At 59.1% G+C, this 13,847-nt stretch carries 14 protein-coding genes; 11 read left to right on the top strand and 3 right to left on the bottom strand.

From position 1 onward, the window contains the following. Nucleotides 1–79: 79 nt before the first annotated feature. From egtB to ABNH18_RS00920, 3 genes are all read left to right on the top strand, one after another. Complete coding sequence (gene egtB, locus ABNH18_RS00930; protein ID WP_349381337.1) at nucleotides 80–1,360, top strand: ergothioneine biosynthesis protein EgtB; 1,281 nt, start codon at nucleotides 80–82, stop codon at nucleotides 1,358–1,360. Nucleotides 1,361–1,396: 36 nt separating this feature from the next. Then, nucleotides 1,397–2,386: an L-histidine N(alpha)-methyltransferase gene (gene egtD, locus ABNH18_RS00925; RefSeq protein ID WP_349381009.1), complete on the top strand. Its 990-nt coding sequence runs from the start codon at nucleotides 1,397–1,399 to the stop codon at nucleotides 2,384–2,386. A gap of 144 nt (nucleotides 2,387–2,530) precedes the next feature. Continuing rightward, nucleotides 2,531–3,055 carry an acyl-CoA thioesterase gene (locus ABNH18_RS00920; RefSeq protein WP_349381008.1) on the top strand — a complete coding sequence of 175 codons (525 nt, stop codon included), beginning with the start codon at nucleotides 2,531–2,533 and terminating at the stop codon, nucleotides 3,053–3,055. 173 nt (nucleotides 3,056–3,228) lie between these two features. Here ABNH18_RS00920 and ABNH18_RS00915 read toward each other — a convergent pair whose 3' ends face one another. After that, complete coding sequence (locus ABNH18_RS00915; protein ID WP_349381007.1) at nucleotides 3,229–3,759, bottom strand: DUF2846 domain-containing protein; 531 nt, start codon at nucleotides 3,757–3,759, stop codon at nucleotides 3,229–3,231. A 306-nt stretch (nucleotides 3,760–4,065) separates the two neighbouring features. Between ABNH18_RS00915 and ABNH18_RS00910 the strand changes: the two genes are divergently transcribed. The 5 genes from ABNH18_RS00910 (at nucleotide 4,066) to ABNH18_RS00890 (ending at nucleotide 8,588) form a co-directional block, all read left to right on the top strand. Next, a complete protein-coding gene (locus ABNH18_RS00910; RefSeq protein ID WP_349381006.1) occupies nucleotides 4,066–4,566 on the top strand; it encodes a DUF1289 domain-containing protein in 501 nt (166 codons plus the stop codon). Nucleotides 4,567–4,745: 179 nt separating this feature from the next. Continuing rightward, nucleotides 4,746–5,369 (top strand): TetR/AcrR family transcriptional regulator, encoded by a 624-nt coding sequence (locus ABNH18_RS00905; RefSeq protein ID WP_349381005.1) that lies wholly within the window; start codon nucleotides 4,746–4,748, stop codon nucleotides 5,367–5,369. After that, on the top strand, nucleotides 5,366–6,139 hold the full coding sequence (locus ABNH18_RS00900) for an SDR family NAD(P)-dependent oxidoreductase (RefSeq protein ID WP_349381004.1): 774 nt from the start codon (nucleotides 5,366–5,368) through the stop codon (nucleotides 6,137–6,139). Before ABNH18_RS00905 ends, ABNH18_RS00900 begins: the two co-directional genes overlap by 4 nt. A gap of 11 nt (nucleotides 6,140–6,150) precedes the next feature. After that, a complete protein-coding gene (locus tag ABNH18_RS00895; protein WP_349381003.1) occupies nucleotides 6,151–7,635 on the top strand; it encodes a flavin-containing monooxygenase in 1,485 nt (494 codons plus the stop codon). Nucleotides 7,636–7,637: 2 nt separating this feature from the next. Further along, complete coding sequence (locus tag ABNH18_RS00890; RefSeq protein WP_349381002.1) at nucleotides 7,638–8,588, top strand: patatin-like phospholipase family protein; 951 nt, start codon at nucleotides 7,638–7,640, stop codon at nucleotides 8,586–8,588. Between the two features lie 287 nt (nucleotides 8,589–8,875). Here the strand turns inward: ABNH18_RS00890 and ABNH18_RS00885 are convergent, their stop codons facing one another. Next, on the bottom strand, nucleotides 8,876–9,115 hold the full coding sequence (locus tag ABNH18_RS00885) for a hypothetical protein (RefSeq protein ID WP_349381001.1): 240 nt from the start codon (nucleotides 9,113–9,115) through the stop codon (nucleotides 8,876–8,878). Between the two features lie 99 nt (nucleotides 9,116–9,214). After that, entirely contained in the window at nucleotides 9,215–9,691 is a 477-nt protein-coding gene (locus ABNH18_RS00880; RefSeq protein ID WP_349381000.1) for a transcriptional repressor, read from the bottom strand. A gap of 186 nt (nucleotides 9,692–9,877) precedes the next feature. On the opposite strand from ABNH18_RS00880, the gene ABNH18_RS00875 reads away from it, so the two are divergent. From ABNH18_RS00875 to ABNH18_RS00865, 3 genes are all read left to right on the top strand, one after another. Beyond that, on the top strand, nucleotides 9,878–10,414 hold the full coding sequence (locus ABNH18_RS00875) for a sigma-70 family RNA polymerase sigma factor (protein ID WP_349380999.1): 537 nt from the start codon (nucleotides 9,878–9,880) through the stop codon (nucleotides 10,412–10,414). Beyond that, nucleotides 10,411–11,394 (top strand): FecR domain-containing protein, encoded by a 984-nt coding sequence (locus ABNH18_RS00870; protein WP_349380998.1) that lies wholly within the window; start codon nucleotides 10,411–10,413, stop codon nucleotides 11,392–11,394. Before ABNH18_RS00875 ends, ABNH18_RS00870 begins: the two co-directional genes overlap by 4 nt. Before the next feature lie 116 nt (nucleotides 11,395–11,510). Next, nucleotides 11,511–13,736: a TonB-dependent receptor gene (locus tag ABNH18_RS00865; RefSeq protein WP_349380997.1), complete on the top strand. Its 2,226-nt coding sequence runs from the start codon at nucleotides 11,511–11,513 to the stop codon at nucleotides 13,734–13,736. Nucleotides 13,737–13,847 lie beyond the last annotated feature (111 nt).

The following is a 13,847-nucleotide window of genomic DNA, read 5'->3' as shown; positions in this document are numbered from 1 at the left end:
GTTGCTTTCGCTCAAACCGGGACTGCTTTAAGGTGAGATTGCGTCATTGCAGTCATCAGGATTGCACGTTGCCCATGGCATGGGAGGGAAAGCCTTGCCCGACACCGTCAGACAGGACGATACCACCTGGCTCGCCGATCAGTACCGGCAGACCCGGCAATTCAGCGAGCAGCTATGCGAGCCCCTGCTCGCCGAAGACATGAGCCTGCAAGCTTGCCCGGACGCCAGCCCGCCCCGCTGGCACCTGGCGCACACCACCTGGTTCTTCGAAACGTTTCTGCTCAAGCCCCACCTGCCGGATTATCGCCCCGCCAATCCCGCGTTCGAATACCTGTTCAACAGCTACTACAACGGCATCGGTGAACAATACCCGCGCCCCCAGCGCCATCTACTCTCGCGCCCCACCAACGAAGACGTGATGGACTGGCGCCATCAGGTGGATGCGGCCATGGCCGATTTGCTGACGCGCACCGATAGCTTAAATTCGCTGGTACAGCTGGGTATCAACCACGAACAGCAACACCAGGAACTGCTGCTCACCGACCTGAAATACAGCCTGTCCTTTAACCCGCTGTCTCCAGCCATCACTCGGCCCGTGCAAATATCAGGGGACACGCCGCCCCTGACGTTTCAGGGTTTCGAGGGCGGACTGGTTGAGATTGGCGCTCGGGGTGGCTTTGCGTTCGATAATGAAACGCCCCGCCACAAGGCGTGGCTGGAACCGTTCCAGCTGGCCAACCGCCCCGTTACTCAGGGAGAGTTTCGCGCTTTTATTCTGGATGGCGGCTACCGCACACCGGAACTGTGGCTTTCCGACGGTTGGAGCTGGGTCCAACAGGAACAGATCGAACGCCCGCTGTACTGGAACCCGGGCCTGACTCACCACTTCACTCTGGCCGGCCAGCAACCGCTCCACGACAACCAGATCCTGGCCCATGTGAATTACTACGAAGCCGACGCCTATGCCCGCTGGGCGGGCAAGCGCCTGCCCACGGAGCAGGAGTGGGAACACGCCGCCCACAACCAGGCGATCACCGGCACCTTTGCCGACTTCCAGCCCAATAATAGCCAGTTCCAACCCGGCGGCGCCCACGGCACGGCCCTGGCTCATCTATTCGGCGATGTCTGGGAATGGACCGCCAGCGCCTACCTGCCCTACCCGGGTTTTCAAACCGCCAGCGGTGCCGTGGGCGAGTACAACGGCAAATTCATGTGCAATCAAATGGTGCTACGCGGTGGCTCCTGTGCCAGCAGCGCCAACCACCTGCGCGCCAGTTACCGCAACTTTTTTTACCCTCATCATCGCTGGCAGTTCAGCGGCATTCGGCTCGCCTGCGACAAGTGGGCCAATGATGGCTGACAGGCACACCCCCTCCGACTTCTTGCAGAGGCTAAGATGAAGCATCAACACATCCCGTTGAACCACCAGCAGCTTTGCCCAAACCTGACGTTTTACGACCTGTACCCGCCGGCGACCGATATGCTGGCCGAAGTCAGCCAGTCTCTTTGTGCGCCCAATCCGTCCCTGCACCCCAAATATTTTTACGATGAAGCGGGGTCTACCCTGTTTGACCGCATCACCCGCACCCCGGAGTACTACCCCACCCGTACTGAAACCTCGCTGCTCACCGACTACGCTGAAGAGATTCGGGCACGGCTCAATCAACCACAAACCATTGCCGAGCCCGGTGCCGGAAGCTGTGAAAAAGTCCGACTACTGTTGGATGCCTGGCAGCCTCGCCACTACATGCCACTGGAAATTTCCCGCGAGTGCTTGCTCGGTGCCTCTCACCAACTGGCTCATGACTTTCCCGACGTGCACATCAGTGCGGTGTGCGCCGATTACTGCCAGGCCATGGCCATGCCCCAAGCCCTTGCAGAACCGGGCCGGGTGGTGTTTTTTCCCGGCTCCACCATTGGTAATTTTGAACCCGCCGCCCGCGCCGATTTTCTCAAGGGCCTGCGCACGCTGGCCGGCCCCGGTGGCGCCCTGCTGATCGGCGCCGACTTACAAAAACCCGATGCACGACTGAACGCGGCCTATAACGATGCGGAGGGACTTACCGCAGCCTTTAACCTGAACGCACTGCACCACCTGAATCGGGAACTGGGCTGCCAGTTTGATACCAACAACGTGCAGCATGTGGCGTTCTACAATGCCGCCCGACAGCGTATCGAAATGCATTTGGAATGCCTTGGCGATCAACACATCCAGCTCGGTGAACGCACCCTAACCCTGAAAAGCGGCACCCGCATTCACACGGAAAATTCCTATAAATTTACCGTGGAAGGCTTCAGTGCCGAACTGGTCGCCGCCGGGCTCACCCCACTAAGCTGCTGGACCGACCCACAAAACCTGTTCAGCCTGCACTTGGCCCAGGTGTAGCGGGAACGTAAAAGCTGTAACGCCTTCCCCCGCAAATAGTGTGAACCGGTTCCAGTCCCGCTATACTGAACGGCGTTTTTCTGTGCACACTTACCAACGATAATAAATGGGGCTGCGGTAATCGCCGTGGCATAGGGAGATCGGATGCTTGAACTGATCAGCGCAGCGCGCCGCCGCAAACGGCCGCCAACGCACCAGCTGCTTGATGTGGTCACCATGGAATTCCGGGTAGGCCTGCTGGATATCGACCTCAACATGCATCTGAACAACGCCAAATACCTGAAGTTCATGGACCGTAGCCGGCTGGAACACGCCGTGGTCACCGGCCTGCTCAACCGCATGCTCGAAGCCCGCTGCAACGGCGTGGTCGCCAATACCGAAATCGCCTATATCCGCGAACTGCGCCCCTATCAACAATTCCAGGTACACACCCGGATCCTCGGCTGGGACGACAAATACGTGTACTACGACCAGCGCTTCGAATCCCAGCGCAAACTGCACACCCATGCCCTGCTGCGTGTGGCCAACGTCTACGGCGGCAAATCCGTCAGCCCCCAGACCGTGCAGGAAATGACCGGCATGAACCTGACCTCCCCCCCCTTGCCCGAATATGTGGAGCAGTGGAAACAGTTGCTGCAGACCAAGCGGCGGTTGACTGAGGGAGACTAGCCAAGAAGCTGCAAGCTGCAAGCTGCAAGCTGCAAAAATGAAAATGGGGAACCCGAAAGGGTTCCCCATTTTTTTGATTCATCAGCAGGTACGAAACGCGGCCAAAACGACCATTCGTTTGGCACCCGATCCGCCCGTGTTGCAGCTTGTAGCTTGCCGCTTGTAGCTAGCTCTTATTCCGTCGAATAAGTATAAAACGGCGCCCAACGCTTCTCTTTCACGTCATCGCCACCGTAATACACCCCCGGCTCGTCCAGCCGCAGATCCGCAATTTCCCGCAACGCCAGAGCACGAGGCACCCGCTGCAACGGACCGGCCTGCTGATAGTCTTGCGGGTTAGCGACCAGCTCTTCCATGTCCAACGGACGGGTTTCCGAATAACGGAAGAAGTATTCCTCACCGCCATCCACCTTCAGCGGCATTTCAAACACCATCTTCAGGTACAGCACGCTGAGCGGTCGGCGGGCATAGAAATCATGAGTGCCAGCGGGCAGTTCCAGCCACTCATAGGCACCGGCCTTCAGGCCGAACAGTTGAGAGGAGTCCAAGAAAAATACCGGCGCCTGAACTTCTTCGTAGCCCCAGCGGGTAATCGGACGGTAGATGTAGACCATGGCATTACGCGGATCCAGCGTATCCATAGGCGCAAAAGTTTTGCCCTTTGGTGCATCCAGAAAGGCCCCCGGCGTGGAAGGAATCCCCATCCCCACTCCGGAACAACCCGAAAGAGCCCAAAGACAAGCGCCCAGCAGCACAGCCAATCGCATTATTATTCTCCAGCGTTGCCGTATCCAGTTCGTCCAGATCGGCCCTGTTTATTATTGCGTGCAACATAAAGCAATTTTGAACGCCCAACTATGGCCGATTTGCCCGCATTGCTCAAGCTACAGGCGCTCGGCCCACAGGCCATGGCGCCCGGTGCCTGCGGCGTGTCAGACAGCCGCTCAAATTACCGGCAACCGACCGACGAGGCTCTCCCCGCCACGGGCTTTTCTGTTAGGCTTTCACCCATGGCAGTAAATCGAATCCACACCCCTTGTATTGGCGTCTGTTCCACCGTATTCGGTGACACAGTCTGCCGTGGCTGTAGCCGTTTTAGTCACGAGGTAGTGCACTGGAATGGCTACACCAACAAAGAGAAAAGCATTGTCTGGCGACGCCTGAACCTGTTGCTGTGTCAGGTGGTGGACAACTATTTTGTGGTAGCCGACGCCGACCGCTTGGCCACCGAGCTGGACTTCCAGAATCTGCGTTACCAAACCCAGCTCGCCCCCCAAGGCTGGATACCAGAGCTGCTCAAGGCCGCTGGCTCCAAGATGATCCCCTACGAGCATTTCGGCCTGCGCGCCCTGCCCCCCACAGAGGCAATGACCCCGCGCCAGCTGTACGACCAGATTAGCGCCGAATGTCACGCCCTGTCCCAGGCCCACTACGACCGCTCCTACGCCCGCCCGGTTACCCTGGTAGCCGAACTCACCGAGCACGCCGCCCGGGAGAAGGGGCTGATTTAGCTTCTCGCTTCTAGCACATGATCGCCAAGGCATTCATTGGATCAACAACGAAGCGCTAGAAGCTCGCCGCTTGCGCCTGTCATTTGTCCTCATTTGACCGAAACACCCCTTCACCAATACATCATGTAATGGCACATTAACGGAATGATCATTCATTCACTGTCTGTGCGAGTTCAATAATGGCTAATGTTTCCTCCGCCAGCGCCCTTGGCAAAGAGCCCCGTAAACGGGAGCAAATTGTCCGGGCGGCACTGAGCGTATTTGCTGAACACGGGCTCCACGGCACTCCTGTTCCGCCGATTGCGACCGAAGCAGGCGTTGGCGTGGGCACCCTGTATCGATACTTTGATAGCAAGCAAGCGCTGATCAATGCGGTGTTCCAGGACACCAAGCAGCACCTTCAGGAAAGGCTGCTGTCGGACTTGGACCTGATGCACCCGTCCCGCGCCTTGTTCGATACCCTCTGGGCACGGCTCACCGCGTTTGCGCGGGAGGAACCCGACGCCTTCCAGTTTCTGGAAATGCAGGACCACCATAGCTACCTCACCGACGAAAGCCGGCGCCAGGAACAAGCCCTGCTGATTCCCCTGGGCATGATGGTGATCATCGGCCAACGCACCCGGCTGCTCGGCGATCACATGAAACCGGACCTGGCCATCGCCCTGTTCTGGGGCGCCTTTGTGGGCGTGTTCAAAGCGGAACGGCTGGGCTACCTGACACTCAGCGACGACGACCTGAAACGAGCAAGGGATGCCTGCTGGCTCGCCATTGCCAATCACAACCATCAGGGGCAACAACCATGAACCCGACTCACATTCTGATTACCGGCGGTGCCGGTGCCATCGGCGGCCAGCTCGCCGGCCAGTTTCGTCAGCATCATCCCAAGGCCCGCATCACCCTCGTGGACCTAAATGCCGAAGCGCTGGCTGTGGTCGCCGAGAAACACGACGCGCATCCAGAAACCTGCGACCTGACCGATATCGAGGCCCTGCCACGCTGGTGGCAATCGCTGGAGGACCGCTGCGGGGCCGTGGACGTGCTGGTCAACTGCGCTGGCATCATGGACATCATCAGCATTACCGGCACCGGCTGGGAGAAAGGCAAGCGTCTACTGGATATCAATTTCACCGCGCCCATGCGACTAATGGACCTGGCCCTGCCCGCCATGGTGGACGCTCGCCACGGCTGCGTCATCAATGTGGCCAGCATGGCCGGCCGGGTACCGATTCGCGGCTGCAGCTATTACGGCGGCGCCAAGGCAGGTATCGGCCTGGCATCGGAAATTGCCCGACTGGACTTGAAAAAGCAGGGCGTCAACGTGATCACCGTCTACCCCGGCCCAATCTATTCCGGCCTGGAAAATCACGCCCGCAGCCAGGTCAAAAAAGGGCCAGCGTCTCGCTTTATCCCCACGGGCAAACCGGAGGTGCTGGCTGAACGGATTTACAACACCTTCCGCAAGGGCGGCGCCCGAGTGATTTACCCGGATATCTACAGCCTGGCCAAACAGGTGGCCAACCTGAATCTGACCAACCGGGCGATGGATTTCTTCAGCCCGCAACCGAACCAGTAACGGAACTCGCCATGACACAGCAAGCCAACACCCCCGTTTATGACGTCCTGATCGTAGGCGCTGGCATCAGCGGCATCGGCCTGGGAATTCGCCTCAAGGAAGCTGGGTTCGATAATTTTGTGCTCCTGGAAAAAGCCGCTGACCTGGGCGGCACCTGGCGTGACAACACCTACCCCGGCTGTGCCTGCGATGTGCCATCGGCGCTGTATTCCTACTCCTTCGCCCAGAAACCAGACTGGACCCGAGCCTTTGCCGGCCAGGCAGAAATTCTCGATTACGTTCGCGACACCGCCACTCGCTACGACCTCCCTGCCGCCATTCGTTTCAACCAGGCCGTGGAACGAGCGCAATGGCGCGAAAGCCGCCAGCTGTGGGAAGTACAAACGGCTGATCAGTTCTATCTGGCCCGCACCGTGGTGGCCTGTTCCGGTTATCTACACGAGCCAATTATTCCGGCGATTCCCGGGCTGAAAGAGTTCGACGGCAAGCTGTTTCATTCCTCACGCTGGGACCACGACCACGACCTGACTGACGAACGCGTGGCCGTGGTCGGCACCGGCGCCTCAGCCATTCAATTCGTGCCGGAGATCCAACCGAAAACCCGTCATCTGAGTTTGTTCCAGCGCACCCCGCAATGGGTGCTGCCGAAACCGGATCACAGCATTCCCAAAATCGAGGAAAACTTCTTCCGCCTGCCGTTCACCCTGAGCGCTTGGCGCAAGATGCTCTACGGTGGCTTTGAAACCTTCGGTATCGGCTTCCGGCGCCCGGCCCTCCTGCGGCAAATCCAGAAGCTCGGGCTCGCGCACCTGAAAGTGGCCATCAAGGACCCGGCTCTGCGCGCCAAGCTCACCCCGGATTACACCCTCGGCTGTAAACGCGTGCTGATGAGCAACAACTACTACCCGACCCTGAACCAGCCCAACGTGGATGTCTTTCACACCGGCCTGAAAGAGGTTCGCGGCAACACGCTGATTGGCCAGGATGGTAGCGAATGCGAAGTGGACACGGTGATTCTCGGCACCGGTTTTTTTGTCACTGAACCGCCCATTGCCAACCATATCTTCAATGATGCCGGCGAGTCACTCAGCCAGATGTGGGAAGACGGCATGCAGGCCTACCGGGGCACCAGCATCAATGGCCTGCCCAATGCCTTCATGGTGCTCGGCCCCAATCTGGGCATCGGCCATAACTCCGCCTTTATCGTCATCGAAGCGCAGATCAACTACATCGTCAGCACCCTGACAACCATGCGCGAACAACAACTCAGCCGCATTGAAGTGAAAGCCGACGTGCAGCAACAATACAACCGCAAGGTTCAGAAAGACTTGCAGGGTACCGTCTGGAACACCGGCGGTTGCTCCAGTTACTACCTGGACAAGAACGGCGTGAACAGCGTCGGTTTTCCCTGGAGTACACTGGAAATGCAGCGCCTGCTAAAAACCTTCGACGCTGACAATTACACCCTGACTTCTGCCACCCAAAAGGTATTTTGATCATGGCCAAAACGGCTTCCTCATCCTCCCCTCGCCGGGCCCTGGTCATCGGCTGCGGCGGTGTCGCCGGCGGCGCCTGGTCCATTGCTGCCCTGCACCAGCTGGAACAGCAACTGAACTGGGACGCCCGCGATGCGGACATTCTGGTAGGCACCTCCGCCGGTGCCGTGCTTGCCACACTGCTGGGTAGCGGCGTGTCCGTGGAGCAATTACGCGACTGCCAGCAAGGCACCAGCGATCAGTGCCAGTGGGATCACGACACCGATACCGGCGGTGCGCTACCGCCCTTGCCCGGCGCCCGGTTTACCGGCGCCAAACTGGCATTGAAAGGATTGCGCGGCGAGATTTCGCCACTGACCGCCATCTGCGGGCTGCTGCCACGGGGACAGTTCGACATGGCCCCCTTCCGTCAGCTGGTAAATAGCGCCACCGCCGGCAAGGACTGGGTCAGCCACCCGGCCACCTGGATCATGGCGGTGGACACAAACAGCGGCAAACGGATCCCGTTTGGTAAGGGCGGTGCACCCAAAGCCACCATTACCGACGCGGTGTGCGCATCCTATGGCGTGCCGTTCTGGTGCCCGCCTGTCACCGTGGCCAACCGCACCTACATTGATGGCGGCGTAGCGTCACCCACTTCCGCCGACCTGCTGGCCGACAGCGCGGTGGACGAAGTGATCGTGCTGGCCCCCATGGCCTCAAGCCAGCCGGACAAGCCCCGCTCCCCCTTGATGAAAATAGAACGGCAGGTGCGCCGCTACATGACCGCAATCGTGGATCGGGAAGTGGCCTTACTGGAAAAAAGCGGCAAAACCGTCATCCGCATCGAACCCAATGCGGACGACCTGACTGCGTTTGGTTACAACATGATGGACCCGAAACGCCGTCGGCAGGTCTACGATACGGCACAAATCACCACTACAGAAACGGTGCGCATGGCCATCGGCGACTAACAATCCAAACCTGAAAAACCTTGGCCCCTATGCTCTCTTGGTAAAACGTATTACCCGGTTCGCTGAAGATCCCTCAAATGATGTACCGCAATAGTGACAGCCATTCAGGTTACATGGTTTTGCGTCAGGCATCCGGCATCGAGCGTTCGGCAACGTGCAGGGTATTCGGGGTAATCCAATCTAAAAGGAACTGGTCGGGAAACATCCCGGCCTTGCTGCCCGGAACGAGCGAAAACGCGCTACGCTGCACAGCTGGGATGGGGGGGGTAACGGCAGCGACACTGTCACTACAGGGAATTTGCCGCCTGGGTCAGGGTTAACTGGATATCTTTCAAGGCCGTGCGCGCCTCGATCCCTTCCGAGTGAGCAAAGAAGCCCAGCATCAACGCGCCCGCGACCAGAGCCACCAACGCCAACAGCATGAGCTTTTCCTTTTCCAGCACACGCTGTATTGGCGAGCGAGACGCCTCTTCGCGATGGTTGTCGCTGTTATTGTCATCATGGCTGTCTTGCGTGGTATCTCGCACCGTGCCTCCCATCTGGACTTTCTATGGTTGTACCCACCCAACAGGGCAAGCACAAGGCAAGGACTGACCGCTGGTCTGACAAGCGCCAAGCGCTGCCGGCTACGGGGTGATACGGCGCACCCGAATAACCAGCTCCCGGCCGATAACCTCATAGCCGTGGGCCTGTGCAATTTGTTCTTGTCGTGCCTCAATCACCGCGTCCCGAAATTCAATCACCCTCTCTGTTTCCACACACACCATATGATCGTGGCGCTCACCGAATGACAGCTCGTACACACACCGGCTCACCGCACCCTGAGAAAACTGGTGACGGGTTACCAGCCCAACTTGCTCCAGATTCAGCAAAACCCGATAAATGGTTGAAATACCGATTCTTTCTCCCGCCTGATATAACCGAGCATAGATTTCTTCCGCACCCAGATGGCGCTGCTCATCGTGGGCGGCCTTCAGGTGTTGCAGAATACGCACCCGCGCCAACGTGGCTTTCAACCCCGCCCCGGTCAACCATTGCTCATCGCTCTTGGCGGCCGGGGCTTGCTCCATGCCTTTACCTTCCATCCTCAGCTCCTTCTGCATCGCGCATTTTTCCTTGTCTCTATAGAAGACGAATAACGCTCATCGATGGTGACTTTTTTCTCAAAGAAAAACGAAGACTGGGGCAAGCGTCACAATATGCGTTTCATTCTCATTATTGTAATGATATCCATTCTCAAATAGTATTCGGCATTCATTCTTTACAGAACAACGCTGGGGGGCGGGATCATGTCCGGGGTGGCGCAGGAATCCCTGTCTGTAGAAACGCTGTATACCGACTATCACAGCTGGCTGCATAGCCTGTTGCAGCGGCGGCTCGGCAGTCGCGATGATGCCGCCGACCTGGCCCACGACGCCTTTATTCGCCTGCTCACCAAACCCCGCCACTTGAATCATCACACCGCCCGCGCCTACCTGAGCCGCATGGCCCGCGGCCTATGCGTTGACCTGTGGCGCCGCCGGGAAATCGAACAGGCTTGGTTGGACACCCTGCTCCACCTTCCCGAGCCACAAAGCCCCTCCGCCGAACAACAGACCGCCGCCATGGAGGCCCTGGTGGAAGTCGATACCATGCTGCGCCGCTTACCCGACGCGGTGGCCCATGCCTTTATCCAGTCCATGGTGCATGGCCTCAGCGGCAAGGAAATCGCCACACAGCTAGGTGTATCCGAGCGTACCGTGCGCAACTATCTCGCCAAGGGCATGCTGGCCTGCCTGCGCCTGCAGGCCCGGTTGGAAGGTACCGATATGGCCGCCCAACCATGAGCAGTGCGACGCACATCGATCAGCAGATTCTCAGTGACGCCGCCGACTGGTTTGCCCTGATGCGCTCCGGGCAGGCCGGCGACAGCGACACACTGCGTTGGCAGCAATGGCTCCGGCAGCACCCGGACCACCTGCGCGGCTGGCAGATGGTGGAGCGCATTGAGCAACAGTTCAGCACCGCCAGCGCCGCCACCCACCCGGCACACGCCGAAGCCACGTTGAAACAGGCACGCCACAACCGCATTCAGCGCCGCAGTGTCATTACCGGCCTGGCGCTGGCCATGGGCACCGGCGGCCTGGGCTGGGTGAGTTGGCGACAGACACCGCTACCTCACCTGGTAACAAGCTGGAACGCGCAGTACCGCACCGGCACAGGCGAAATCCGCGCCCTGGAACTGGCCGACGGCAGCCGCCTGTGGCTGAACACCAACAGCGCCATCGATACCCTTCTGAGCGGCCCGCAACGGCAAATCCACGTAATACAGGGCGAAGTACTGATTGAAACCGGCAAGGCGGACCCGCGGCCACTAGTGGTGTTTACACCGCAAGGTCAGCTCCAGCCACTGGGCACCCGCTTCACCGTGCGCCGGGAAACAGACACGACGTTCCTGGCGGTTTACGACGGCGCGGTAGAGATCACCAACCAGGCCCAGCAGAAAAGCGTGCTGCACCCGCAGCAGCAAACCCGTTTTTCAGCCGACGCACTGCAACCGGCTCTCCCTGCTGACCCCGCACGGGAAGCCTGGCACAAAGGGATTCTGGTAGCCGACGATATCCGCCTGGACGCACTGGTCGATGAACTGAGTCGCTACCAGCATGGTTACATCAATATTTCACCCGCAGTGGCCGACCTACGTGTGTTCGGGGGCTTCCCGCTGACCGACCCACAACAGGCCCTGGATATGCTGGCATCCGCACTGCCCATCCGAGTCACCCGGCCCCTGCCCGGCTGGACCAATATCGATCCCTCCAGCCCCTGATAAAAAAACTAACCCGAAAAACGAAAAAACTTTTCCGCTTTCCCGCCCGCTGTTCGATATGTCAGTAAGCCCCGACAAAAAAGGGGCACCACCATCCTGACAACACTGGAGTGACCGTGAGCCGTTACCAACCTGCCCGCCCCGCATTGCGAGCAATGACACTGCGCCTTGCCATGGGCCTGACCTTCCCTCTCGCCCTGACCCTGCCCCTTTCTGCTCAGGCAGAAACCGGCCAGCAGCAATACAACATCGCGGCCGGGCCGCTCAATACCGTCCTGACTCGTTTTGCCACTGCCTCCGGCACCCTGATTGCCGGCGACCTGCAGCTTGCGGCGGGCAAACAGAGCCAGGGCCTGCAAGGCAGCTACACTTCGGCACAGGGCCTGAGCCAGATCCTTGCCGGCACCGGCCTGGTGGCAAACGCACAAGCGGATGGATCGTTTTCACTGGCCAAGGCCAACACCAGCGTGTCCACCCTGGAACCAGTGAAAGTCAGCGCCACCGGCGGCGACAACCTGCAAAACATCGTTAGCTATGACCACAGCGATATCGCCCGCGTACAGCCCCAGGACACCAAAGACCTATTCAAAAACGAAGCCTCCGTCTCTGTCGGCGGCTCCATACCGGTCAACGAAAAGGTCTATGTGCGCGGCGTGGAAGAAACCGCCATGCTGGTCACCGTGGATGGCGCCCGCCAGAACAACAAGGTTTTCCACCACAACGCCACCAACCTGATTGACCCCGCTTTGCTGAAATCCGCCAGTGCCGCCGCCGGTGTGGCCTCGGCCGATGACGGCCCCGGTGCTCTGGGCGGTGCCCTGAAATACGAAACCGTGGACGTGGCCGACATGCTCGCCCCGGGCGACAACCTGGGCGGCTTTCTAAACGGCCGCTACGCCTCCAATGGCGATGCTGTCACTACAGCAGGCTCCCTGTTCGGCCGCAGTAATGGTTTCGAAGCCTTAGGCTACGTAAAGCAGGTAGAGGGTAATCACTACGAAGATGCCAATGGCGACAACGTGCCCTACACCGAACCGGGGCTACTCAGTGGTCTGGCCAAACTGGCCTACGAAAATGCCGACGTCGGGCGAATCGAACTGAGCCACGAAGTGGTTAACGATGATTCCGAGCGCCCTTACCGGGCCAATTTTTCCGGGCTCACTGTCGGCCGGCCGGTGCCGGCGTCCCGTAACTATGACCTGACCCGCCAGAACACCGTGCTCGGTTATAGTCGTTTGACAGGCAGCGGGCTGTGGAACCCGGAAGTGACCCTCGCCAATAACGAGACCGAGCTGGTGACCAGCGAAAATCCGCTAGCCGCCCCCAACACCACGGTGGAATACACCGGCATCACCGAGAGCGTATCGGCCACCGCCAAAAACACCTTCCATACCGGCTTCGTGGATATCACTGCCGGCATGGACTACTACGATGACAGCGCCGTCTTCCAGTTCGCGGGAGACCCGGACCTGGAAGAGCAAGCCGAAAATACCGGTGCCTTCTTACAGTTCCGCCACACTTTATTTCAGCGCCTGGATCTGTCCTACGGCCTGCGTCATGACCAGCAAGATTTCACCGGCACCGATGATTCCAGCCACGAAGACGAAGGCACCAGCAGTAACGTCTTCGCCGAATTTCATTTCAACAAACACTTTGCCATCAATGCCGGTTACGCCGATGTCTGGGGTGGCACGGCGCTGGCCGAGAACTTTATTCTCAACGGCGCCTGGGTCTACAACGACATGAAGCCGGTGCAATCCCACAACCACACCGTGGGGTTCAAGGCCAACTGGAACGGCTTCTTCGTCGAAGCGAATCAATTCGAAACCGGCCTGCGCGATGCACGCGTTCCCACCTATGGTGGCGGCCCGGACCTGTTCTCCGACTTTGATATCAACGGCTTTGACACCACCGTTGGCTACCGCGCCGATCTGGGCCGACTGGCGGTGACCTATGCCGACATCGAATCGAAAATGGATGACGAATTCGCCACCTCATACGACGGCAACTATTTCACCGTGCCTTTGGGTGAACAAGTGGCTATCAGCGGCGAACTCTACTGGCCGAACACGCAGTGGGCCCTTGGTCTAACCACGGAAATCGCCCTGGAAAATGATGATCTGGAGTCCAATGGCCTTGGGGAAAAGCAGGATAGCTACACCGTGGTCGACGTGTACGTGAACTACACTCCGATCGACGCCCTGTCCCTGCGCCTGTCCGTGGACAACCTGAACAACGAGGAATACACCGAGCGTGCCAGCTATGGCCAGGAATTCGCCACCGTGGAACCCCTGCTGGAACCGGGCCGCTCCATCAACATGGATGTTCGCTACAACTTCTGATTATTGAGAACCGGAAGCCAGCGGCTCTCCCATCCCGATGGCGGAGCCGCTGGCAGCGTTACCGCAAGTGATCGCATTTTTTGCAGGGGCAAAAACGCAAAAGGCCGCAAC

The sequence above is a fragment of the Alcanivorax sp. genome (genome assembly GCF_040118815.1).
Lineage (GTDB): Bacteria > Pseudomonadota > Gammaproteobacteria > Pseudomonadales > Alcanivoracaceae > Alcanivorax.
The sequence above is the reverse complement of the archived record's forward strand: the minus strand, read 5'-3'. Positions and strand labels throughout refer to the sequence as shown.

What these genes read in the sequence shown, in the direction of transcription:
- ABNH18_RS00890 (WP_349381002.1), top strand. Translation starts at nt 7,638, where the DNA reads ATGGCCAAAACGGCTTCCTCATCCTCCCCTCGCCGGGCCCTGGTCATC.
- ABNH18_RS00900 (WP_349381004.1), top strand. Translation starts at nt 5,366, where the DNA reads ATGAACCCGACTCACATTCTGATTACCGGCGGTGCCGGTGCCATCGGC.
- egtB (WP_349381337.1), top strand. Translation starts at nt 80, where the DNA reads ATGGGAGGGAAAGCCTTGCCCGACACCGTCAGACAGGACGATACCACC.
- ABNH18_RS00920 (WP_349381008.1), top strand. Translation starts at nt 2,531, where the DNA reads ATGCTTGAACTGATCAGCGCAGCGCGCCGCCGCAAACGGCCGCCAACG.
- ABNH18_RS00910 (WP_349381006.1), top strand. Translation starts at nt 4,066, where the DNA reads ATGGCAGTAAATCGAATCCACACCCCTTGTATTGGCGTCTGTTCCACC.
- ABNH18_RS00880 (WP_349381000.1), bottom strand. Translation starts at nt 9,691, where the DNA reads ATGCAGAAGGAGCTGAGGATGGAAGGTAAAGGCATGGAGCAAGCCCCG.
- ABNH18_RS00875 (WP_349380999.1), top strand. Translation starts at nt 9,878, where the DNA reads ATGTCCGGGGTGGCGCAGGAATCCCTGTCTGTAGAAACGCTGTATACC.
- egtD (WP_349381009.1), top strand. Translation starts at nt 1,397, where the DNA reads ATGAAGCATCAACACATCCCGTTGAACCACCAGCAGCTTTGCCCAAAC.
- ABNH18_RS00915 (WP_349381007.1), bottom strand. Translation starts at nt 3,759, where the DNA reads ATGGGGATTCCTTCCACGCCGGGGGCCTTTCTGGATGCACCAAAGGGC.
- ABNH18_RS00905 (WP_349381005.1), top strand. Translation starts at nt 4,746, where the DNA reads ATGGCTAATGTTTCCTCCGCCAGCGCCCTTGGCAAAGAGCCCCGTAAA.
- ABNH18_RS00870 (WP_349380998.1), top strand. Translation starts at nt 10,411, where the DNA reads ATGAGCAGTGCGACGCACATCGATCAGCAGATTCTCAGTGACGCCGCC.
- ABNH18_RS00895 (WP_349381003.1), top strand. Translation starts at nt 6,151, where the DNA reads ATGACACAGCAAGCCAACACCCCCGTTTATGACGTCCTGATCGTAGGC.